The organism is Runella sp. SP2 (assembly GCF_003711225.1).
Lineage (GTDB): Bacteria > Bacteroidota > Bacteroidia > Cytophagales > Spirosomataceae > Runella.
On sequence record NZ_CP031030.1, the window covers coordinates 6,859,629 to 6,883,653 of the forward strand.

Consider the following 24,025-nt stretch of genomic DNA (forward strand, 5'->3'; position numbering starts at 1 on the left):
ACCACCACCTTTGTGATTTCACTTTCATTTGTAAAAAAGGAATTGCAAACAATGAATTCGGGAAATATAATAGTGTTTAAGGCATCGGGGCAGGAAATGGAATTGCTGAACAAAAAAATACCTGAGTTACGCCCAGGTGAAATCTTGGTTCAGAACAGCTATACCACCATTTGTGGCAGCGATTTACACACATTTTGCGGGCTACGAAAAGAAAAAACGCCGACGGTCTTGGGTCACGAGATTGTCGGGAAAGTAGTCAAAATAAGCGATGCGCATTCGGGGAAAGATTACTCAGGCGCACCGCTTCTTCAGGGCGACGTCGTTACGTGGAGTATTTTTTCGGCCAATGACCAATCCGACATGGCGCAACGCGGAATGCCCCAAAAATCCGAAAATGTCTTCAAATACGGCCACGCCCTCGTCACCGACGACGACTGTTTTCACGGTGGCTTGGCCGAATATACCATTCTGAAACCCAACACGGCGGTGCTCAAACTTCCTGAGGAAGTGCCCCTTCCCGTGGCGGCAACCATCAACTGCGCCGTGGCTACCGTCGCAGGAGCTTTGCGCCTCGCGGGCGAACTCACCCACAAAACGGTACTTATCACTGGTATGGGTTTGCTGGGTGTTGTTTGTGCAGCGATGTGCCGAGTGGCGGGTGCAGCCAAAATCATCGCCGCCGACATCGACGAACTTCGTTTGCAGCAGTCAATGCCTTTTGGGGTGAGCCAAACGTATTTGCTTCAACATCAGTCTATTGGGGGTTCTATCGATGTCGTTTTTGACATGAGTGGTGCGCCTACTGCCATGGAAGCGGGTATCGAAGCCCTCGGCGTGGGAGGCGTAGCGGTGTGGGTTGGGGCGGTCTTTAAAAACCGTAAAATCGAAATTGACGCCGAGCAAATCATTCGCCGCTTGATTACGATTCGCGGATTGCACAACTACAATTACGACGACTTTGCCAATGCCGTGGCCTTTATTTCTCAGCACCATCGGTCGTTTCCTTTTGAACAGATTGTCGCCAAAGAGTTTTCGCTTTCTGAGGCCGAACAAGCCTTCCAATACGCCCTCAAACACAAACCCCTCCGCGTAGGAATTCGCATAAACCACCTTTAATTTACATGAATTCATCTTTCCGTAGTCAGCAGTGGAAAATGTTGTTGGTCACAATGCTGTGTTATCTGTTTTTTTACACAGGTCGGCACAACTTCGGCTGGGCTGCCAAAGGCATGGCCTCTGCCCTCAACGTTCCTTATTCGTTCATTGGTTGGATTAGCTTTGCCATGTTGTTGGGCTATGCCATTGGGCAATTTATCAACGGCAACCTTGCCGACCGCGTCAGTGCGCGGTTTATGATTGTCACGGGAGCGTATCTGTCGGTACTTACGAATATTGCCATTAGTTACAGCAACTCCATCACCCTCATCCTGATTTTGTGGGCTTTCAATGGATATTTTCAGTCAATGGCTTGGGCGCCTGGCAGCAAACTTATTAGTAATTGGTGGAGCAAAGCCGAACTTGGGAAAGCCTTCGGGTTTTATACCATGGCCGCGGGGTTTTCGTCGGCCGTTACTTACCTACTTTCCATTATTTTGCTCCAGCAAGGCATGGAATGGCGGATGCTTTTCCGACTTCCAGTGCTGTTGTTACTGGTAGCCGCCACCATTTTTTTAATTTTTGCCAAAGACACCCCTTCGCAAGCGGGTTTTACGCTAGACAAAGAACAAGCCTCCGAAAACGTAGTATCAGAAGGTTGGTGGAGTCGCTACCGCACTGTGTTGTCTCATCGCCATTTTTTGTTTACAGCTTTGGCACTCGGTTTTGAAAGCATGGCTCGTTATGGGCTTATTTTTTGGGTTCCCGTTCATTATTTAGGTAAAACGTGGAAAGAAAACCCCAGCAACCTTTGGGTAACGTTTTTGCTACCCGTTGGCATGGCCTTCGGCGCGCTTTCTTTTGGGCTATTGTCCGATACTTTTTTCAAAGGAAATCGCATCCACGCCATTCGTTTTGGAATGGCCGTCAGTGCGGTTATTTCATTGCTCGTTTTTATAACCCCAACGGATAGTTTGGTGCTAGGTGGTTTTTTGATGCTATCAGTGGGCTTTTTTGTTTATGGCCCTCAATCCTGTTTTTGGGCACTCAGTCCCGAGATGTTGGGGCAAACTTACACGGGCACGGGCGTGGGTTTGATGAACATGTGTGCCTACGTTTTTGCCGCCCTTGGCGAACCGTTGTTTGGATATATTATTGACAAAACGGGTAATACCTCCACCATTTTTGTCTTTATTGCAGGAATTTGCTGCTTGTCGGTCGTGATGATTTCATTGGCAAAAAGGGCGTGGGCAAATTCGATTCAACGTGTAGCTTGATAAACAATGGACATTTCTTCGACTTTTACATGGCAACTTTGGGCGTTGGTATTTCTAGGAGCCTTCATCATTGGCTTAGCCAAAGCAGGGCTCAAAGGCGTCGAAATGCTCAACGTGACCATCATGGCCTTGGTATTTGGGGGAAAAGCTTCTACGGGCGTGGTCTTGCCAATGCTTTGCGTTGCGGATATTTTGGCCGTTTTGTACTATAACCGTCACGCCCAATGGAAATATTTTTGGCAGCTGCTACCTTGGATAATTTTTGGAGTGTTGTCGGGCGTATATATTGGAAATTTACTAGAAGAGGCTGTTTTTAAAAAAATTATGGCCTTTATCATCTTACTCATTGTGGGAGTGATGAGTTGGCTCGAATACCGTAAATCGGCTCCTATTCCCACCAGCAAGTGGTTTGCCGCTATGATGGGAATTGTGACGGGGTTTACGACCATGCTGGGCAATTTGGCGGGGCCACTTTCTACCATTTATTTTCTCGCCCTTCGTCTTTCAAAAAACGATTTGATTGGCACCGCCGCTTGGTTGTTTTTAGTGATTAATTTGTTCAAACTTCCGTTTCAGGTGTTGGTATGGCACAACGTGACGGTTGATACTCTTCAGCTCAATTTGATGTTACTTCCTTCGCTGGTATTGGGCTTTTTTGTGGGCATCCGAATCGTTTCTATCATCCAAGACAACAACTACCGTCGGGTGATTTTAGGATTGACGTTGTTAGGAGCGTTGGTGATTTTTATGCGTTAAAGTACAGGTGTTCACCCGTACTTTAACGCATAAATAGGTACTTGACAATTTTTGCATAATTACTCAAGGCCGTTTCAATAGCTCCTCCAACGCATACACTTTCCCATTGACCAACACGTACTTGACGCGTTGGGTATCGTGAATGTCTTGAAGGGGATTGCCTTCAACGATGCTAATATTGGCAATTTTACCTACTTCCAAGGTTCCCAAATCTTTGTCAACCGCCAAGGCTTTGGCAGCGTTGATGGTGGCCGTTTGGAGGGCCTGAAAAGGAGTAAATCCACTTTCCACGTAGTTCCAAATTTCGACGTGCAAACTCGCTCCATAAGGCATGATTGGCGAGTCGGTGCCGCTGGTAATATGTGCTCCTGCATCCAAGAGTTTTTTGGTAGAAGCTCTGGCATTCACATAATTGGCAATCATGGGCGTGGGTTGTTTTCCCATTTGTTGGGCGGTTTCTATCATGGCCGCTCGGTAGTAAGCAGGGTATATTTGCCGAAACTGAGGCGTATTAAACAGGCTTGTATCTTTTGTAATTAAATTCCAAAAACCACCCGACAAAGCCAATGTAGGTGTGATAACCATTTTGGATTGTGCAATGATTTGTACCACATCTTCGTAATTGTGCGCCTTTGACGAAAGTTTTGGCGAGTATCCGCGTCGGCTGGTGGCCGAAATATGCTCTACGGCATCGACGCCGTAACGGGCGGCAGGAAAAATCTCGTGCGACGAAACAGTCATTCCGTGTTGGTGGGCGTATTCGGTGATTTTTTTCTGCCATTCATCGGGCATCCGTACGTACGTTTTGATGAGGTCGTAGCCTAATCGCTTTGCTCGATTTAGCTCCAGTGCCAGTTGGGCTTCCGACCCAATCGCCGTAGCCATGTTGTAATACACCCGACCGCCGTCGGTGAGGGCACCCGTCAGAAAATGAAACGGCCCTGGGCGTTTGCCACTGTGCCACGCTTCGCGTTGTTCTACGGCATCATACGGGTCAGAACCTGGCTCGCGCACCGCCGTGATTCCGTACGATAGCCAAATGCGCCCTGTTTTTTCTCCGTATTGCGCATCCAAATGGGAGTGGGTTTCAAATAAGCCAGGCATCACGGTCAGTTGCGACGCATCTACTTTTTTGTAAGAACTGGGGTAACTAGCACGGTGGGGTTGAATGGCTTTGATACGACTACCTTCGACAATAATATCTACGTTAGTTTTTAATTCGGACGATTTTCCATCAAATAACCTTCCCGCATGAATCACCACCGTTCCTTGAGGTTTGGTATTGGTCCACGTCAAGTCTAAGGGAATGGTTTGTTTGCTAGTGTCGGCCAACGTTACCTTTCGCAAATGGTCGGTAGCGACATAAATAATTGATTTAGAGTCGCCTGTCCACGTGGGAGCTTCGGCTAGCTCGGAAGTAATGGCGCGAGGTTGTCCCGTAAATTGTCCGTCGGCATTCACGTCAATCACCCACAGAAGCGCATCTTTGACATAAGCTAATTTAGTGCCATCGGGTGACCAAATAGGACCATTTCGGTAGCGCATCGCCATGGTTTGGTTGGGAAAGGGGGTATTCATTCCTACGGCTTGACCGCTTTCGGAATTGACCAACAAAAACTTACTGACCCCTTCGCGGTATTTGGACGAATACGCATCCAAAGCTGCCAGTAACACATATTTTCCATTGGGCGACCACGACGGCTGTCCTGGTTGAAACATCGGCTTGTGGACGGCCTTTACTGCACCCGTTGCTAAATCCATGATTTGTAGGACGGTTCCTGTTGCTAAGGTATTCCGTAGTCCTTGTTTCAAAAAAGCTATTTTTTTGCCGTCTGCCAGCCATGAGCCTTGGTACTCATCGTCGGGTGTTTGGGTAAGGGTAGTTATTTTTCGACTCCCAAGCTCCAGCGCATACAGGTCCATATTTCCCGTTCGGTCGGCTGAGAACAACAGTTGTTTACCATCGGGCGACCAAGCAAGGTCAGTTTCGTAGTAGCCGTCATCCGTCAATTTGATAGGTTTGGGTAATCCGATGGTTAATAACCAAATATCCCCCAAAGCGATAAATGCCACTTGCTTGCCATCGGGTGAAACGACTGGACAACGAATTCCTTTGACGGTTTTTACCGAGGAGCCGTCAAAATCATAGGTTTTGCGTTGAAATACAGGCGTACTTACCGTTAATGTCACTTGAAACGGCACTTGTTCCGTACCGCCATCTTCGAGCCCATGTCGTTTGATTTTCCCATCGGACGTGTAAAATAAAGAGCCATTGGCGCCCCACGCCGCCCGAAACGGAAAAACGTCTTCGTCGGCTTTACTTAGAGGGACGATTTTTCCCGTGGCTACCTCTACTGACATCAACGTTGTTTGCGTTCCTGCCAATAATTGATAACTAATCCAGCGTCCATCTTTGCTCCAAGCGGGAGTGGAAGGAGTTCCTTTTCCCGTAGGAGCCAAGAGTTTTTCTACACCATCTGATACAAGATAAATCCCCGCGCCTTCGGTTCGACTCGAAGCGAAGGCAACGATACGGCCGTCGGGAGAGACCGAAGGGGTGTAATCGTGGTCAAGATTGGACGTAATTGCCGTAGCAGCTCCTGAGGCAAGGTCTATTTTCCAAATGTCATAATTTCCATTTCGATCCGACGAACAAAGAATGCTTTTTCCATCGGGTGCCCAAAACGGCTCACGGTGGTCAAACGGGCCCGAACTGTGCTGTGTAAGGTCTTTGCCGTTTTTGTCCACACTCCAAATATGAAACGTGCCTCCCCGATACGACTGAAACGCAATTCGCTGTCCATCAGGACTCCAGCAAGGTTGGCGGTCGTCGCCCATGCCATCGGTGAGCGGTTTAGCCATACCTCCTTTGGCGGGAAGCAGGTAGATAGTTCCCTGTAAATCAATGGCCAGCGTCTCCCCGTCGGGGGAGAGCGCCAAAGCCATGTTTGTTCCTTCACCTACCGTAATTTGCTTCGAGTCCAGCGTTTGGGCTGCCACTCTAAATGCAAAAAATAACATCAAAAGGTGGGATATTCTCATTGGGTTTTAGGGTTAGTTGAACCTACTTATAAATTGCCATCGCGTCAAACACACCAGGTACAGGTTTAGGAGCCAAAGGGTTACCGTTGATTTCGTTTTGTGAATAAATGAACCGAGACGGAAGCCTTGTGCCCGCGTTAGGCGTGAGTTTAATGCCGACAGCACTGGCGCGATTACGGCGTTCGTCGTTCCAACCGATGGTTTGACAGTAAAACGTTACATAACGTTCTTCCAAAATTTCACGGAGTAACGCGTCATTTTTAGCTATTTTATCGGCATTTTCTATTCCACCAGCCTCAAAATCGTTTTCTTCGTAAGGTAAATATTTGTACGTGAAATTAGCCGCAGTTACGCTATTAATGTATCCGCCACCCGTGTTTAAAAAAGCACGGTGTTCGTTTAGAAAAGTAAGCGCATTGGCAAAGTTTCCTGCTCGGATGGCCATTTCAGCCTGCGTCAACTTATTTTCCTGAAAAGTAACCAAAGGGAAAGCGGCATCTACACTCATAAATCCGACTTGAGTGGCTCGTTTTTGGGTATTAGGCTCAATGCGGTTAGGAACGTTGACTCCTTGACGTAAAAAGTAAAAGTTAAAACGAGCCGTTTCATCCGTCTTGGCATTACCTCGATAAGTGGCAGTGAGGGTGGGGTCGGTCAATTTTACCAAATAACAAGGCTCTCCTGTCTTGGTAGCCGCCGCCGCATCACCAATACGGCTCACCGCCAAGAAACTGTAAATAAAATTTTGGTTCTGATTGAGAATCGTTCCGTGTGGCATATACATCGAATTAGCCGCCCTGCTTACCCCTTTTGCCGCAGCTGTAGCAGCTAGTGCGTACTCTTTGGTATCGGTGTAAAACCTAGCTTTGAGGGTATAAGCTACTTCAATCCATTTTTTTGGGTCACCGCCCAACAGTACATCTGTCCCTGCTCTTGGCACGCCTACGCCCGTTTCGAGGTCTTTGATGGCTTCGTCCAAAAGTGTCTGAACTCCTTTGTAAACATCGACTTGTGAATCATATTTGGCGTTAGGGAATTCTTCCAATTGTGCCGCTTGCGAAAAAGGAATGTCTCCGTACAGCGCAGTCATTGTGCCCATATTGTGTGCCATTAATACTTTGGTCATTCCTGCCAATACTTTGATTCCTTGTGGTTCTATTTTGGCCAAAAGCAACCGTGCATTGCGGTGTATTCCGTAGTAACTACTACTCCACATACCGTCGAAATACGACCCAGCAACGTTATATACGTGAAAGTCAGCCCACTGACGATCATACCCAAAATAATATCCCGACCAAATACTCGATAGCAACGAGTTGTACCCTTCGTGCACCGAAGCTACGGCTAATTCGACACCAGTGAACATTAGTTCTGCAGGCGCGTCGGTGGGGTTATTGAGGTCATCGTTCATGTTACTAACCAACGATTCACAAGAAGCCAACAACATTGTGGTGGCTAAGACAAAGGTTGTTATGTATTTTTTCATGAGTCTAAAAGTTAAATCTCATTTTTATAATGAGGTTGGGATGTATCGGTCTGACTACCAGGTCAGACGATAGTCAGACCGATGATTAAGAATTAATAGTTGATACGAATGGAGAAAACAGCTGACTTTGAACCTGGATTGTTAAAATAATCTTGTCCGCGTCCATTTCCTGTGCCATTGAGTGACGTTTCAGGGTCAATGCCCACCACGTCGGTCCACAACAACAAATTCCGCCCCGTTGCCGAGAAACTTACCGAGCCTAATTTTAACTTCTCTTTCAACCAAGGACTGCGCCAGTTGTACGAAAGAGTAGCCTCACGGAGGCGTGTCCAACTACCATCTACCATAAATTGCTCTTGAAGCGCACTGAAACCTTGTCCCAGCGTAGTGTACCAAGCTTGGTCTAGCAACACTGGCCCCGCTCCAAAATCACGGATATTTCCCCGTACCACAGCACCCGCTTCAAACGTTTGTCCGTTGTAGTTTTTGAGCCCACCCGCAGGAATAGTCACTTCGTTTCCGACGTCAGCATGAGTGCCGAAGTTATACATAACTGACTGGGTATTAGGGGCAAATGTAGAGCCTTGGTAAGTTTCAAAAAGGACGTTCAATGAAAAGTTTTTATAGTTAATGTTCGTGCCGAAACCTGCACGATACTTAGGGTTAGGGTCACCAATAACACCATACGTGGGAGCAAGTTGAGGAAAACCATTGGTGTTTAAGTCCAACGACCCATCGGCTTTTCTCAAATAAGTGCCTCCGTACAAGGCAGATAAAGAATACCCTACCTTTGCTACTGAACTTGTCAGCGTACTAAAACCTCCCAATACAATTTGGTCGGTGCCTGCTAAATCTTCGACGCGATTGACGTTACGGCTAATGTTTCCTATCAACTGAATGTCTAAAGCACCACGACGAAACACATCGGCTGAAATCTCACCTTCCCAACCTTTATTTGACATCGTACCTGCGTTGGTATAGCGGCTTGTGAATCCAGTACTAGGTGCGGCTGATACTTCCAGTAATAAATCTTTGATGGTATTTCGATAATACGTGAAGCCTACCGAAAGGCGATCTTCCAAGAAACGTAAGTCACTTCCGATTTCCCACTCTGTTTTGCGTTCGGGACGTAAGAAGGCATCACCTTGTTGAGCTGATTGCACAAAAGCGCCGTTTCCGTAGGCTACACCGCTGGCTGTACCTCCCCAGCCGCCTGTAAATTCGGCCGTAACAAAATCGGTAGTGGTACGATAAGGCTGTGGCTGTACCCCCACAATGCCGTACGAACCTCGCAGCTTTCCAAAGCTCAACCAGCTTAAACCACTGAGTGCTCTTGTTTTAGTAAATTGCCAAGCGACGTCGGCCGAAGGGTAAAAAAACGTACGGTCGGTTTTCTCCCCAAAAGGAGAGCCCGATTCTGCTGCTGCGCCTATATTCACGTACAGCTGATCATAAAACCCTAGGTTGGCTGTGCTGTACAGGCGCGTTGTACGGATGTGGCGTTCTTCATCAAATGGCGTGCGATTGGAGGCGGTGGCGTTACTAGCGTCCATGGGGCCATTCGGAATCAAAAAGTTCACCATTGAGTATCCCAAGTTGAGGAAATCGCGGTTGTTGATGTTCCAGCCTACGATGTATGTTCCAGAGATATTGGGAGTAATGTCTTTCACAGCCCGGGCGATAAAGTCGAAGTTAAGTTCTGTTTCTTTGAGCACTTCCTCGTTATAACTTCCTGTGAATGTACTCCCTGCCGAACCTACTGGATAGTATGTTTTTCGCTCATCGGTATATGAATCTACCCCTCCACGTGCTTTTAGCTCTAACCATTTTTTAGGTTTGAAATTTAGCTCTGTTGCGGTAAGAAAACGGTTGACAGAAGTGGGGTTTTGGAGTTCATTAATAACCCATAATGGAGAATCGTAAATCGGGTTGTCGTTTCCTAAATAGCGGCGATACGAACGCTGGCGAAAAATAGGAGCTGCCGTAGGAGACGAATAGTAGTAACCTTTGTAGTCGCTGTCATCAAAATCAGGTGGAGTACGCACCATTCCCAAGTATAACCCATTTACGTTAGAACCCGTTTGGATACGATTTGATGTTGACTTGATGTAAGAGGTTTTGGTAGAAAGTGATAGCTTATCACCAAACTTGCGGTCGGCATTGAGGCGAAAAGTAGTACGTCGGTAATCGCTTTGCCCACGAATAATTCCTTTTTGGTTAAGGTCACCGACGCTCATGTAATACGTTCCTTGTTCACTTCCTCCGCTGATACTGATGTTGTTATCCACAAAATACCCCGTACGAAATACCTGATCAACCCGTTCATTATTAAAAATTTGTTTAGAGTTTTTCTTCGTAATGGGGTAGTATTTAGTGCCATCTAGTGCCTCAAAATATTGCCCTGTAGTATTCACTTCATCGGCAGCCCCTGAACGATTTTCTATTTTGTCACCCCATGCTCCTGACGCGGTGGGACTGAAAGCACCATTGACACCTTGACCATATTTATCTTGAACTGGGTGCAATACATTCACTTTGTCAATTGAGAGCGACGAGCTAAACGAAATATCCACTTTATTGCTATTTCGGCCTTTTTTGGTCGTGATGACCATTACGCCATTGGCCGCCCGTGACCCCCACAGCGAAGCAGCCGCAGCTCCTTTCAAAATTTGTACATCAGCAATATCATTAGGATTCAAATCATTTAATCGAGATTGTTGACGTACGCCACCTGCCGACTCCCCAATGCTACTATTACTCATGGGAATCCCATCAATAATGACTAGAGGCTGGTTATCACCTGTGATTGTACTTTGCCCCCGAACTTGAATGTACGAACCCGCGCCAGGGTCGCCCGACGAACGCGAAATTTGAACCCCAGCCGCTCGTCCAGCCAATCCATTTATAACGCCAGTTTCGCCCGTACGCGCAATCGCCACGCCTGTTACCTTGGCTGAAGTAGCGCCTTGAATATCTTTATTTTGCTCAAAACCTAACGCCGTTACTGTTACTTCCATCAGCTGTTTGGTGTCGGTTTTGAGTTTAATTGCGAACTCACTTTGATTCCCAATAGAGAGTTCCTGAGAGATCATACCGATAAACGAAACCGTCAATGTCCCCCCTGAGGTCGGTACATTAAGCGAAAACTTTCCTTCGCCATCGGAGGTAGTACCCGTATTGGTTCCTTTTAAAAGAACATTGACGCCAGGCAACACAGCACCGTTGTCGGCGTCGGTAATTTTGCCCGTAATCTTGCGGGTTTGTCCGTAGGTAGTTATACTGAACCAGCCTACAAAAAAAATGAGTAGAGCAGCTTTCATAATGGGTGTTTAGTTTGTTGTTTTGCTTAATTCGCAATAGAAATTAACACCTGATGCTCTATTCGTCAAATTTTAAATATACATTATTAGATAAATTAAAAATATTGTTTGGATTGTTAAATGTGAAAAAAAAGTGAATTTGCAGTATCTATAAAAAATGATATTATGTCGATAAAAATCAATATTACATCGACAAAAAGCGCAGTTTTTGAGGGTTGTGGAATTGTACTTAATCACTTTTTTTGCTTGGCTATGAAACTTAGAATTACCTAAAAAAAAGAAAGAGCTGCCTAAGTAGCAGCTCCTTTGATAAACAGCGTTTTGCCAGAATTACTGATTCATTTTAAGCAATTTAACGGTCTGTATTTGTTTGTTTTCATAATAAATATGCAATAAATACATTCCAGTAACTAACGTTTCTCCAAACTCAATCTCATCGTTCTGTTGCAGCGCGCCATGCTGATATTGCTCAACTCCAATCATATTGGTTAACTTCAACTGCACAATATTTTTATCAGCAACCATTTTAAACGTTGTGGGTGATGGATTGGGAAAAACATAGCTCGTTTCTTTTTCCAATCCCTCTGCGGCGGCTATCCTTGCTGCGGCGCATACGTTCACCGTTTTGCAGTATTGCTTGTACCAAGGCGAAGCCGAATAATTTACCCCTACGCAAACTTGGCCACCCGAAAACCATTGGCCAAAATTAATCGTCACCTTGTAAGGCTGACCCGAAGTCGGCGTAATACTTTGTACTGAACCCGTGCTCCACCACGAATAGTTAGTGGCATTGGCCCGATTGGTGACATTTAACTCAAACGCCTTTACTGAATTGACCGCTGCACAATCATCGCCAATAATATCAGCGGTTGTAGTAGGAGGTGCACTTACCGTCACCGATACCGCCGAAGAAGTGCTCGTTGCTCCTTGATTATCAGTTGCTTTGGCTGTTAAGCTATAAGAACCTGACCCAACGTTTGTCCAGCTAAAAGTGTAAGGGGCTGTGACATCTTCGCCTAGCTTGGTACTACCGTTGTAAAACTCCACCTTAGCAATACTGCCATCCGAATCAGAGGCATTGGCCGCCAACGAGATGGAAGCAGGCGCCGTAAAAGAGGCATTGTTGGAGGGAGCCGTTAAACTCACCGAAGGGGCTTGATTGACAACTGGGGCATTTACCGTGACCGAAACCGCCGAAGAAGTGCTTGTCGCCCCTTGGTTATCAGTCGCTTTGGCCGTTAAGCTATAAGAACCTGCCCCAACGTTTGCCCAGCTAAATTCGTACGGCGATGTCAGGTCTTCGCCCAACTTCGTATTTCCATTGTAGAACTCTACTTTTGAAATGCTACCGTCGTTGTCGGCGGCAGTGGCAACCAGCGCAATCGTTGCAGGTGCCGTAAAGGAGGCATTGTTCGATGGAGCCGTTAGACTCACCGAAGGGGCTTGATTGATAGGAGGTTGTCCCGTGCAAAGTGTTACTGTTTTACAAAACTGCTTGTACCAAGGTGCAGCCGAATAATTGACGCCAACGCACACTTGTCCGCCCGAGAAGTTAGCCCCAAAATTGATATTGACTTTTGAAGGCTGGCCCGAAACGGCCGTAATGCTTTGCGTAGAACCCGTACACCACCATGAAAAACTGTTGGCGTTGGGCAGATTGATGGAATTTAGCTCAAACAATTTTATTTCATTCACACTCACGCAATCAGGCCCAATAATGTCTGAGGAAGGATTGCCAGGGCTATTTACATACACGGTCACACTTCCTGAAGTGGCCACTGAATTTTGGTTGTCGGTCACTTTAGCAGAAATGGTATAGGCTCCCGAGGCTACGTTCGTCCAGTCAAAACTATACGGCGCTGAGGTATCTTCTCCCAGTTTCGTCGAACCATTGTAAAATTCTACTTTCGCGACACTACCATCACTGTCAGCAGCGTTGGCCGCAATCGAAATGGTGGCTGGAGCCGTAAAAGTTGTTCCGTTGGTGGGGGCTGTAAGGGTAATTGTAGGAGGTTGGTTAGGGGCAGGAATCGCCGTCACTTGCACCAGCGACGACGTCAGCGGCCCGCCTGAGTTAAGCAACGCTTTTACGGTTAAATTATACGTTCCTGCTTGGATATTCGACAATGTCAATGAATACGGGGCGGTGGCATCTTCGCCCAGTTTAGTTGTACCATCGTAAAATTCTACCACGGTGGCGGTGGCATTTCCTACGTTGGCCGTAATGGTCAAATTTGCTCCAATCGTTACCGTTGAATTGTTGGCAGGGCTACTAATCGCCACAAAAGGCGTAGGAGGGCCAAAATTATCGGCAGGGTTTAAGATTTTATCTTTGACCCACGTTCCCGATGTGCTAGTATTGTTCCAACCATTATTGCCACAAGCCCCAGGCATCAACGCCGCCGAAGATTCGTCTTTGTCGCAATAACTCCAGTTGCACCAGCTAATTTTCATTCCAGAAGAGTTATTACCCCCCATAAAACTCACCCAATTTTGGGCGTTGTTGTAATCATTCCCGCCGTTTCCTGAATAATTGCTCGTGCCCCATTCCGATACAAACAGAGGTACCGTTTTAATCACATCGTCGATGTAACTTTGGGTATAATGAGAACCCGCGTAAAAGTGGAAGGTGTACATGATGTTGTGGGCGTTGGACCCCGTCAACGGATTAGAACGGACGTCACCTGGCGAACCACTCCACGAAGGAGTTCCTACCAAAATAATGGCGTCGGGGTCGTACTGACGGATGGCTGGGATGACTTGCTCAGCATAACTTTTGACCGACGACCAGTTGACGCCGTTGGGTTCATTGCAGATTTCGTAAATAACGTGTTTTTTACCCGCGTGCTGCTGCGCCATCAACTGAAAAAATTCGATGGCATCGGCGGTGTGCAGGTTAGGGTCGCCAGGGTTCAGAATATGCCAGTCAATGATGCAATACATCCCAAACTGAGCCGACCAATCGACCAACTGATTGACTTTATTCCGCAGACCCACTTTGTTATTCATGTACCCACCTTCGTCCACGTACATGGCTGCCCGAAACACGTCAGCTCCCCAATCGTTAGCCAGTGTTTGTAAAGCCGAAGAATTATAACATTGATCAAACCAATGCAACCCGTGCGAACTCATCCCCCTTAGCTGAATGGGCGTTCCCGCTTCGTTACAAAGCTGTCGGTTGATTACCTGTAAGCGGCCATTGGCCGCCAAGGGAGTAGGGGATTGCCCAAAGGCAAAAGCATGGACAAGTAGAAGGAGCGCAAACACTCCGAAGGTACGTACAATTGCGTTTTTCATACACCTAAAAATTAATGGAACAATAGATAAAAAATATGCCCCCTACGCTATGTTTAGCGAGGAGAAAAATGCCATTAAAAAGTAGGGAAAAATGCGACTAGGGGTAAATATACGCGTTTTTGGCTTTTTTTAGCCCCATTTAGGATAATCTTTTTTTGAGTCTCTAAATAGGCTTTCTTTTGTCTATTTTCTGGATAAAAACTTGTTTGTTTTCAAGAAAATCGTTGCTTTGCATAAGTTCACTTCTTTCATCCCTAAACCTCTATTTTCATGAATACCTTTCCACTTGCTGGGTTTGGTAACCGCTTGGTCGCCCAAATCATTGATAGTATTATTGTCGGGATTGCTTTTAGCCTTATTCTCATTCCTTTCGGTGGGGTAGCTGCGCTGATTGGTCTCAGTTCTGCCGACGCCCTTGAAGGCTCCGACGAAGCTACGGCCGCCGTGATGGGGCTTTTTGGCATTGGACTCATCGTTCTAATTTTGGCCAGTATCTTCACGCCTTTTGTTTACGATGCTTTTATGGTAAGTTCAAACAAGCAAGCTACGTTTGGCAAAATGATTATGAAGATAAAAGTGGTAGGCCCTAGTGGAGAGCGCCTTACGTTCAGTCAAGCGTTAGTTCGTTCTCTGATTAAGTACATTTCAGGCCATTTTTGTATTTTGCTGTGGCTTTGGCCTTTATTTAACCCCGAAGAGCAAGCGTTACACGATTTAGCTGCCAAAAGTTTAGTCATTCGAGAAGCCTAATGATAAAAAAAGTCATTTTAACGGTAACGACCTTGGTCATTACCGTTTTTTATTTTTATTATAATCCTGCTGTTCAGTCGTTTGGGCCACCTTGCCTAATTCACCAAACCACGGGCTTGTATTGCTGGGGCTGCGGTGGGCAACGGGCGTTTCATGCGCTACTTCACGGAGAATTTCGTGGGGCATTTCAGGACAATGCGCTCATTTTCTTGGTTCTGCCGCTTTTAGGCGCGGTTTTGTACGCCGAACTTTTCGACGATGTCCGTCCGTTTCACTATCTTCGCCGCCGCTGGGTAGTCCTCCTAGCCGTAGGAATATTTTTCCTGTTTACGATTATTAGAAACCTAAACGGATTTGAATTTTTAATACCAACAAACTGATTCATCATGCTTACCATTGACCTTCGTTCCGACACCGTTACCAAACCCACTAAAGCAATGCTTGAAGCCATGTTTACCGCCGAAGTCGGTGACGATGTATTCGGCGATGACCCCACCGTCAATGCGTTGGAAACCAAAGCTGCGGCATTATTTGGCATGGAAGCAGCGCTTTTTTGTAGTTCAGGAACCCAAACCAATCAATTGGCCATACGTGTTCATACCCGCCCAGGAACCGAGGTTATTTGTGACAAACTTTCGCATATTTATTTGTACGAAGGTGGTGGCATCGCGCTCAACTCGTTGAGTTCGGTTAAATTGTTAGACGGCGATAAAGGTCGCATTTCTGCGCAGCAAGTACGAGATGCCATCAATAACCCCGACGATGTTCACGCGGCTGTATCGCGGTTGGTTTCTCTCGAAAATACCATGAACAAAGGGGGCGGCTGTTATTACAATTTCAGCGAAATTGAAGCGATTAAAGACGTTTGTACCCAAAATGGTTTGGCACTTCATTTAGATGGAGCTCGCCTATTTAATGCCCTCGTCGAAACGGGCGAAACTCCGTTCCAATACGGACAAGTTTTCGATAGCATCAGTATTTGTTTGTCCAAAGGGCTTGGTTGCCCCGTAGGCTCTTTGTTGTTGGGCAGTAAAGAGTTTATCAAACAAGCCCGTCGAGCTCGTAAGGCCATGGGAGGCGGTTGGCGTCAGGCAGGCTATCTTGCCGCCGCAGGGATGTATGCCCTCGACCACCACGTAGAGCGTCTTCGCCAAGACCACGCTCGCGCCCGAGCCATCGGAGAGCTACTAAAAGGCCGCCCCGAAGTAGAAGAAATTTATCCGATTGATACCAACATTGTCATATTTCGCCTGCCCGAAAGCATCCTTGCCACCGACTACGTAGCCCAGCTTGCTTCCCAAGGTATCAGAGCAGTAACGTTCGGCAAGCACTTGGTACGTTTTGTGACGCACCTTGATTTTACGGATGAGCACCTTTCAGAATTACAAAAACGGCTCTAAAGTTATTTTTCGGTAATAAAATGCGTATTTCTACGCTATAATTTTGCCAAAAAAGTTGGCACTTTTGTTGCTGTAAAATTTTTGTGATTTTTTTTAAACCTTTTTGTACTTTTTCCCGTCTAAAGAAAAAACAGGCAAAAAGATGACTTGTGGTAGTCATGGCCAAAAAGCAATTTTTTATCCATCACAATAGCAAGGCAGAAAGTCCGTTAATTGAGCTAAATTAGTTGTTTTGTTAATTTCTAAATCGTCCGTCAAAGCCATGAAAAAAGTCGTCAAACTCTTGTCAGTTGCTTTAGCAGTGGGTGCAGCCGTATATACATACAAAAAGTTGCAACCTAAAAAAGCATAAAAAAGGGGCGTTGCTGAGGGTCAGCAGCGCCCTTCGCTTTTATTCTTCTATCTGTTTCAAACTCACCGAACAGGCGTTTACTTTTACAAGGGATTTCGGAATTTCTTTTTTTCCATCTTTTTTTTCTCCCTTTTGTTGTTGTTCAATTGCCATCAAAAGCGAGTACGCGTGCATTCCTTCAATCATTCGCGTATCTAATCTTAAGCTCTTCCAAATATCCAGTGCCATCGTCAACTCAGCGACCGCTTCACCAAAAAACTCCGCTCCTTTGCAGTAAAACGTACGACCACTGAGGTAGTGATAAAACGCTTTCAAAGGCTTCGCTAGACGGTTTTGCTCAAACAGCACGTCACACTCTTGCCGAATCTGATTCAATACACGGCTTGCACTTTCATAATCATCACGGCGAAGAGCCACACAAGCTGTACATTTCAACGCTTTAAAAATGTACTTTTTTCGTTCGATGTCGGGACAAATAACTGCTCTAGTAAAGCGAACGTAGTCATCAATGGCACTAGGTTCAAAACAGCACCGATATGCGTAATATTCGGCTTCGTATCGAAACAGTTCAGTAGAATCAAGTGTATTCTCTAACTTGTTTTTATCGATAAGTCTTCCCAACTCTTCGTTAAATTCTTTCGTAATGGCTACTTCTCCGCCTGCCCAAGCAGCTTTCATGACATTGAGCACCAAATGCAGCATAACACGGGAAATGTCCTCATCCACAGCTTCTTGGCTTTTGAGATAGTCGACCATCATAGCGGCACCTTGATATAGCTTTTTAGTCAAGCTCAGTGTCATAACTTTACTACAATCGTACACAAAAATTGAATTAAATGCACTCAAGAAATAGGCCGTCAGAAATTGTTCAGGGTACGTTTTAATCAGGTAAAACAATTCTTGAATCGCATTGGCTTGTTGCCAAGGCTCCAATTGCCCATCCGAAAAAAACATGAATTCTTCCTGTTGCCGAATAGAAAATAACAGGGAATTGCCGTGCCCTACAATATCACGCGGTGACTCATTCTGGAGGGTATATAATTGATAATATCGTTCGACTTTCGTCCGCGCTATTTTTAGTAACTCACTTTCATCAGATATACCCTGCGGCACTTCTCCCGCCCATTTTACAAAACTCGAAAAATCACTGAAATGGGATACGGACAAACTACAAGCCAACACTCGACACAAGCGGTCTAATGTCCTCTTGTCAAAATTGCACGCTGCTGGTTTAGAGCGCATCGTCGTAAAGGCTTTTTTTGCACCCTGTGGTGGGGGTACTTCGCCTAAATGCCGACTCTTTTCAATTTGCACAGTAAACCATTCTACTAGATTTTTATCAGCAGGCTTGGAATAAAGTGTACCTTCTATTGCCCAATCATACAAATTGGTCAATAAGCCTATGTAATAGGCTGAATGAACGGGATTTTGTGAACGTGGCATATAACTATGTGGTTTAGATGCATATACACTAAACGATAAGTTTGCACACGAGAAGTAGTTTGTACAGGGTAAAGTTATCAGATTGTAAATTTCAGGCTAACGGAATTAAAATGCTAATAATAAAAGTAGAAAATTTCAAGAATCTTATTCGGGCCTCCGCAAAGGAACTTCCCCCAATCAATCACAGTTAAATAGGTAAGAAGCTACCCCAAGGATTGGTACGAGTTTTGTGGCTTCTTTATGTTGTTATTCATTTTGAAATGCTCCAAAATCGCTTTATAAAACGGGTTTTTGCCTACTTTGTACGGGGGCTTGTACTTGTTGCTCCCACGTATTTTACGTTCCTAATTATCAAAGAAGGAATTTCATACTTAGATAGTATTTTACCCATCTACATTCATACCGATGCCAAGCATCCACTTTATTTGCCAGGGCTGGGGTTGTTGATTATCGTCTCAAGCATTGTTTTTTTAGGGTTTATTTTTTCCCGCTTCGTACCCCAATCGGTATTTAGTTTTAGCGAAAGTATTTTGAAGAAAATGCCGTTGGTGAGTTTGATATATTACTCTATCAAAGACCTTATTTCGGCTTTTGTGGGCGACAAGCGTAAGTTTAATCAGCCTGTGTTGATTACAATCAACCCGCAGTCTGACCTAAAAAAACTGGGTTTTATAACGCAGAACGACCTTTCTAGCTTCGAGCTTAGTGAGTATGTAGCCGTTTATTGTCCACACTCTTACGCGTTTTCGGGAGAGTTATTTATTGTGGCAAAATCCAACATCAAAATCCTCGACAACGTATCGAGTACTGACGTCATGAAAATGATTGTTTCGGGAGGGGTTTCGGTCAAATAGCTTTACAATCCACGAATGACACGGCGAGCCCACGAGTTACGTCCACGTGGGGTATCTGGCGCTTTAAAAACATCCGTCCAAGTCATTTGCTTCTTGCGCTTCATTGCCCGAATTTTAAGGAAGTAGCCTGCACCAAGGTAAATACAAAACAAGCCCACCAAGATAAAAAAGGCTTCGGTGTTGGTAATGTATTCAAACGTGAGGAAATAACCCATCACGTTGACAATGGTCATAATCCAAAACGTAAGTGAAGTTTGAATGTGGGTAAATCCATTGTCTAAAAGTACGTGGTGCATGTGATTGCGGTCGGCTTTAAACGGAGAGCGGCGGTTAAGAATACGCACCAAAAACACGCGCAATGTGTCGAAAATGGGGACAATGAGAAGCACTACTGCAAGAATAGGCGCATTGAAGAAGGCAGTGGAGTCATGTTGATAGGTGATGTTAAGACGGATAAACTTCACGGCAAAAAATGCCAACAAGAAGCCAACAATCAATGACCCTGTATCGCCCATGAAAATTTTGCTAGTCTTTGAAAAGTTGAATCGCAAAAAGCCCAAAAGTGCCCCCGAAAGCGAGAACGCCATGCAGGCCATTGAGAAATGGTGATTTAACAAAAACCACGTTCCAAAACTCAAACTTGCGATAAAAGCAATTCCTCCTGCAAGCCCATCCACACCATCAATCAGGTTGACGGCATTGATGATAGCAATAAAAATGAAAATTGTGAACGGAATACTGATAATATCTGGAATGTGCGTCCAGCCAAAAATTCCGAAAAAGTGGTCAACTTTCAGTCCTCCAAGTAATATCAAAGTAGAAACGGCTACTACTTGAAGCAAAAGCTTTTTGTTAGGGTCAAGTACTAAAATATCGTCTTTGAGCCCTAAAAAGAACAGTATTGTAAGCCCTACTACGGCCAAGCTTGTTAAGTAGGCATCGGTTTGTTCGTTGGTATGAGGCCACAAAAAATGGGCAATTAGAAGCGAAGCATAAATAGCAATTCCTCCAAACTCAGGTGTCTCTTGCTGGTGAGAGCTGCGGAAGTTGGGTTTCTTTTTCAGTTCCAACAATCCACTGATATTGATAATCACTGGAATAGACGTAATGGCCACAGCGCAGGCAATCAAAAAGGATATAAGGCACTGATACACTTCGTGTTGAAGTATATTTTGATATTGGCTTCTGAGTACGTCTATTAGTATATCTGCATTCATAGAATTCCGTTTCTGCCTTTTTGTCTCTCATAACGGAAGACAAAAATTATAAAAATTAGCTTATCTCACAAAAAACACTTCCGAAAATACGATTCTATTTATTATTCGGTCGTTTTGGTTTGTAAACAAATTGTAAAACCTTTCTAAGGGGTTTGAGCCATAAAGTAAACCAATAGGGCTTCAATCCATTTAGTTGCCATGCTTCTCGATCACTTTGATTGGCCTTTAAGCGATTCCCCACTGTTTTGTTACTTACCCCGCCCGTTCGCATCACGGTAACAATCTCTGGAAGGTAAGTGACCTTTAGACGTTGCTTGTATAGAAAACGTAACATTAATTCGTAATCTGCCGCGCTTCCCAAATCAAGACGATACGTCCCAAGCCGTTCATAAGACGCTTTTTTTACAAAAAACGTTGGGTGAGGGGGCATCCAACCGAAAAGAAATTTTTTTCTATCAAACCCACCCGACTTCCAATAACGTTTTACCTGTGCCGTATCGTTTGCATCTACGTAAACCAAATCGCCATAGATGCCGTCAGCGTCCGTTTCTTTCAACTTTGTCACTAGCTTCTCAATGACTTGGTTGTCTGCATAAAAATCATCGGCATTCAAGATACCTATTACCTCGCCCGTTGCTTGAGCGATACCTTTATTCATCGCATCATAAATCCCTTGGTCTTTTTCAGAGATAAATACAGCAATTTTTGTGCCGTAATTAGCGACTATCTTAGGTGTATTATCGGTTGATTTCCCGTCAATTACGATGTATTCTATATCGTGATATGACTGATTTAGCACCGATTCTATACAACTCCCTAGCGTTTGTTCTCCATTAAAAACTACTGTAATAATACTTACTTTCAAAGCCTCTTGGGTTGGTGATGAAATGATCTCTAACGTTTTAGCGTTACTCCGTTATTTTACGTTCGCGGATCCACTGAGCGGGATTCCCTTGATAAATACCGTACGACTCTAAGTCGCGCACGGCCACGGAATTGACGGCTAACACAGCGTGTGAATGGCAGGTAACTCCTGGACAAACCACCGCTTTGGCGCCAATCCATGTGCCTTCTTCGAGAACAATTTTACCCACCTTCAAATCAAAAGTACTGCGGGTATAGTCGTGGTTCCCAGTTAGGAGCATGGCTCCTTGCGAAAGGCACACATTGTTCCCAATCACAATCTCGGTTAAGCTATCAATCCATACCTCTTCGCCTATCCAGACGTAATCCCCAATTGTAAGTAACCAAGGATACTTAATGTTTACTTTGGGCTTAATCATCACGTTGCGCCCGACTTTCGTTCCAAAGCCTCTCAAAATAAAACACTTAATAGAGGCTGGCAACGGGAAATACGAATTAAAAAAAAGTGCGTTTACCAGAAACCAAAGCACATTTTTCCAAAAAGGCGGATGCTTATACCAACTATTGTCGTACCGAGACAGGTCGGTTTTGAACCGATGATAGGTCTTTTCCGTATTCATTTCGGAAAAATTCAATGATAGCTTGTTTATCTTTTCCAACTCGAAATTCTACTTCAAACAGTTTGGCGTCCACCAAGAAACGATACCACAATCCCTGTAAAAAGTGCCATACTAGCCCTTTTTTACCATCTAGGAAGCCAAACTTTATAAAATAACGATACAAAAAATACGCGAATGGACGGGTAAAAAGGGGTAAGGAAGCATACTTTTGCTTTAAATAGCGCTTCCGTTGCTCTTGGGTACCAAAAAGCTTGGGAATAACGCGCTCTGCTTCTGCAAAATTATACTTTATGTCCAATAAATCAATCACTTCTCGAATGGCATAATTATTATGTTTTTGTGTCCACCACGTGAGGTTATTCAAATTATGGTCCACAATGTCATTTTTGAATTGGACAGTTTCCCCTTCCGAAAGTTTAATGTGTTCATCCATCCACAGCTCCTCGCAAATGCCCTTGTCGCGGTGCCATAAGCGCAATAACCAAATGGGATAATATCCTCCGCGTCGAATCCATTGATTCATAAACATCACACGGCGTTTGACATATACACCAGTAATTGTAGGTGCCAGTCCAGCAAGGGTTTGATTGATTTCGTTGGCCAACTCTGGCATCACGTACTCATCGGCGTCCATGCGCATGAGCCATTTGGTCTGAAAAGGGGTATTTTCAATCCCAAAATTAAACTGCGTGGCGTAGGTAATCCACGGGTTATGAACGACTTTCGCACCTAATGATTCGGCGATTGCCACTGTGCGGTCGGTAGAACCCGAATCCACAATAAAGATTTTGTCCGTAAACACTAGTAAGCTACGGAGACACCGTTCGATGTGCTTTTCTTCGTTGTGCGTGAGGATAATGACTGAAATATCAGATTTCACAGTTGTGCGATTTCAAGCCGCAAATTGTACTTTTTTAGGTTGAAAAGCAAAAAAATGGCCTTAACTTTGTAAAATTATCAGATTATCGACTCTCAATGCAAGCAGTAACCGTTTACCCACCTCTGGCTCCCATTCAAGCCAAAATCCAGTTAGCAGCTTCTAAAAGCGAAAGTAATCGCGCTTTGATTATCAATGCGTTATCGAATTTTGGAGGGCAACTTTCTAACGTCTCAGCCGCTCGTGACACCCAAACGATGCTGCGTTTATTGCAATCGTCGGAAACGGTCGCCGATGTACTTGACGCTGGTACTACCATGCGTTTTCTCACTGCTTATTTTGCGGTGACAGGCCAAAACAAAACCATGACAGGAACGCCACGCATGTGTGAGCGCCCGATCGGGATTTTGGTCGATGCCCTACGCACGCTTGGCGCAGATATTACGTATTTGGGAAAAGATGGATACCCACCAACCCAACTAAATGGTTTTACCTATTCGGGGGAAAATAAGGTAAGAATACGGGGCGATGTGAGTAGTCAGTATATTTCTGCCTTGCTAATGGTAGGCCCTACGCTTCCCGAAGGGATTACTTTAGAGCTTACGGGCGAAGTTGGTTCACGTCCTTACATTGAAATGACACTTCAACAAATGGTTGCTTTTGGAGCAACGTTTGAAGCAGACTGGGAGCAGAAAATTATCCGCGTTCCTGCCCAAAAATATACCCCAACTCACTACCAAGTAGAGTCTGATTGGTCGGGGGCAAGCTATTGGTACAGTGTGGTTGCTTTGGCCGAACAAGCTGAAGTAGAATTATTAGGCTTAAAAGAAAACTCATTGCAAGGCGACAGCGCGATTGTCGATATTATGCGACACATGGGCGTGGAAAGTACCTTCACGGCGCAAGGAGTTCTTTTGACCAAAATTCCTGCTCAAGAAGCTTTTGCTTGGGACTTTACTGACTGTCCTGATTTGGCTCAAACCGTTGCAGCTTGTGCCGTAGCTAAAGGCATTACGGTAACAATGACGGGCATTGAAAGCTTAAAAATCAAAGAAACCGATCGCGTAGCAGCCCTTCAAGCAGAGTTACCCAAAATCGGTGGGGAATTAGTAGAAGTTGAAAGTAATACCAAATACGTGGTAAGACGCACCGTAGCGCCTACAACACAACCTACCATCGAAACTTACGATGACCACCGCATGGCCATGGCATTTGCTCCCGTAGGAATGGTAATGTCTATTGTGATAGAAGAACCGCACGTGGTGGCCAAGTCGTACCCAAGTTTCTGGGAAGACTTGAAAAAAGTCACAACTGTTGCATAAATCGTAGAAGCATCGCTTTCCATACGCCACTACATTTTGATAGCCCGAAGCCA

17 protein-coding genes are annotated in these 24,025 nt (G+C 45.1%); 8 read left to right on the top strand and 9 right to left on the bottom strand.

Annotated features, from left to right (window positions below):
• Positions 1 to 51: 51 nt before the first annotated feature.
• The 3 genes from DTQ70_RS27625 to DTQ70_RS27635 are packed head-to-tail and all read left to right on the top strand — an operon-like array spanning position 52 to position 3,128.
• Complete coding sequence (locus tag DTQ70_RS27625) at positions 52 to 1,116, top strand: zinc-binding dehydrogenase (protein WP_122933809.1); 1,065 nt, start codon at positions 52 to 54, stop codon at positions 1,114 to 1,116.
• Between the two features lie 5 nt (positions 1,117 to 1,121).
• On the top strand, positions 1,122 to 2,372 hold the full coding sequence (locus DTQ70_RS27630) for an MFS transporter (protein ID WP_122933810.1): 1,251 nt from the start codon (positions 1,122 to 1,124) through the stop codon (positions 2,370 to 2,372).
• Positions 2,373 to 2,378: 6 nt separating this feature from the next.
• Positions 2,379 to 3,128, top strand: a complete 750-nt coding sequence (locus DTQ70_RS27635) for a sulfite exporter TauE/SafE family protein (protein WP_122933811.1) — start codon at positions 2,379 to 2,381, stop codon at positions 3,126 to 3,128.
• Positions 3,129 to 3,191: 63 nt separating this feature from the next.
• On the opposite strand, the gene DTQ70_RS27640 is transcribed toward DTQ70_RS27635, so the two are convergent.
• The 4 genes from DTQ70_RS27640 to DTQ70_RS27655 form a co-directional block, all read right to left on the bottom strand.
• Positions 3,192 to 6,170, bottom strand: coding sequence for an amidohydrolase family protein (locus DTQ70_RS27640; RefSeq protein ID WP_122933812.1), 2,979 nt, complete (start codon positions 6,168 to 6,170; stop codon positions 3,192 to 3,194).
• Between the two features lie 22 nt (positions 6,171 to 6,192).
• Complete coding sequence (locus DTQ70_RS27645; protein WP_122933813.1) at positions 6,193 to 7,656, bottom strand: SusD/RagB family nutrient-binding outer membrane lipoprotein; 1,464 nt, start codon at positions 7,654 to 7,656, stop codon at positions 6,193 to 6,195.
• A gap of 92 nt (positions 7,657 to 7,748) precedes the next feature.
• On the bottom strand, positions 7,749 to 10,976 hold the full coding sequence (locus tag DTQ70_RS27650; protein WP_122933814.1) for a SusC/RagA family TonB-linked outer membrane protein: 3,228 nt from the start codon (positions 10,974 to 10,976) through the stop codon (positions 7,749 to 7,751).
• A gap of 330 nt (positions 10,977 to 11,306) precedes the next feature.
• Entirely contained in the window at positions 11,307 to 14,273 is a 2,967-nt protein-coding gene (locus tag DTQ70_RS27655) for an Ig-like domain-containing protein (RefSeq protein ID WP_122933815.1), read from the bottom strand.
• Positions 14,274 to 14,543: 270 nt separating this feature from the next.
• Here DTQ70_RS27655 and DTQ70_RS27660 point away from each other — a divergent pair, with 270 nt between their 5' ends.
• From DTQ70_RS27660 to DTQ70_RS27670, 3 genes are read left to right on the top strand one after another with little or no spacing between them, the layout of a single operon-like run.
• On the top strand, positions 14,544 to 15,023 hold the full coding sequence (locus tag DTQ70_RS27660; RefSeq protein WP_122933816.1) for an RDD family protein: 480 nt from the start codon (positions 14,544 to 14,546) through the stop codon (positions 15,021 to 15,023).
• Positions 15,023 to 15,403 carry a DUF2752 domain-containing protein gene (locus tag DTQ70_RS27665; protein WP_122933817.1) on the top strand — a complete coding sequence of 127 codons (381 nt, stop codon included), beginning with the start codon at positions 15,023 to 15,025 and terminating at the stop codon, positions 15,401 to 15,403. Before DTQ70_RS27660 ends, DTQ70_RS27665 begins: the two co-directional genes overlap by 1 nt.
• Positions 15,404 to 15,409: 6 nt before the next feature.
• Positions 15,410 to 16,423: a low specificity L-threonine aldolase gene (locus tag DTQ70_RS27670; RefSeq protein WP_122933818.1), complete on the top strand. Its 1,014-nt coding sequence runs from the start codon at positions 15,410 to 15,412 to the stop codon at positions 16,421 to 16,423.
• Positions 16,424 to 16,814: 391 nt separating this feature from the next.
• Here DTQ70_RS27670 and DTQ70_RS27675 read toward each other — a convergent pair whose 3' ends face one another.
• Positions 16,815 to 18,218, bottom strand: coding sequence for a hypothetical protein (locus tag DTQ70_RS27675; protein ID WP_122933819.1), 1,404 nt, complete (start codon positions 18,216 to 18,218; stop codon positions 16,815 to 16,817).
• Positions 18,219 to 18,478: 260 nt separating this feature from the next.
• On the opposite strand from DTQ70_RS27675, the gene DTQ70_RS27680 reads away from it, so the two are divergent.
• Positions 18,479 to 19,072 (top strand): DUF502 domain-containing protein, encoded by a 594-nt coding sequence (locus tag DTQ70_RS27680; protein ID WP_122933820.1) that lies wholly within the window; start codon positions 18,479 to 18,481, stop codon positions 19,070 to 19,072.
• A gap of 2 nt (positions 19,073 to 19,074) precedes the next feature.
• Here the strand turns inward: DTQ70_RS27680 and DTQ70_RS27685 are convergent, their stop codons facing one another.
• The 4 genes from DTQ70_RS27685 to DTQ70_RS27700 all read right to left on the bottom strand — a co-directional run bounded on the left by DTQ70_RS27685 (position 19,075) and on the right by DTQ70_RS27700 (position 22,653).
• Entirely contained in the window at positions 19,075 to 20,289 is a 1,215-nt protein-coding gene (locus DTQ70_RS27685; RefSeq protein WP_122933821.1) for an MraY family glycosyltransferase, read from the bottom strand.
• Positions 20,290 to 20,383: 94 nt separating this feature from the next.
• Entirely contained in the window at positions 20,384 to 21,154 is a 771-nt protein-coding gene (locus DTQ70_RS27690; protein WP_122933822.1) for a glycosyltransferase family 2 protein, read from the bottom strand.
• A gap of 43 nt (positions 21,155 to 21,197) precedes the next feature.
• Positions 21,198 to 21,773: a WcaF family extracellular polysaccharide biosynthesis acetyltransferase gene (locus DTQ70_RS27695; RefSeq protein ID WP_122933823.1), complete on the bottom strand. Its 576-nt coding sequence runs from the start codon at positions 21,771 to 21,773 to the stop codon at positions 21,198 to 21,200.
• Positions 21,715 to 22,653, bottom strand: coding sequence for a glycosyltransferase family 2 protein (locus DTQ70_RS27700; protein ID WP_122933824.1), 939 nt, complete (start codon positions 22,651 to 22,653; stop codon positions 21,715 to 21,717). The genes DTQ70_RS27695 and DTQ70_RS27700 overlap by 59 nt, the downstream gene beginning before the upstream one ends.
• 95 nt (positions 22,654 to 22,748) lie before the next feature.
• Here DTQ70_RS27700 and DTQ70_RS27705 point away from each other — a divergent pair, with 95 nt between their 5' ends.
• On the top strand, positions 22,749 to 23,972 hold the full coding sequence (locus DTQ70_RS27705) for a 3-phosphoshikimate 1-carboxyvinyltransferase (protein WP_122933825.1): 1,224 nt from the start codon (positions 22,749 to 22,751) through the stop codon (positions 23,970 to 23,972).
• The last annotated feature ends 53 nt before the right edge of the window (positions 23,973 to 24,025 follow it).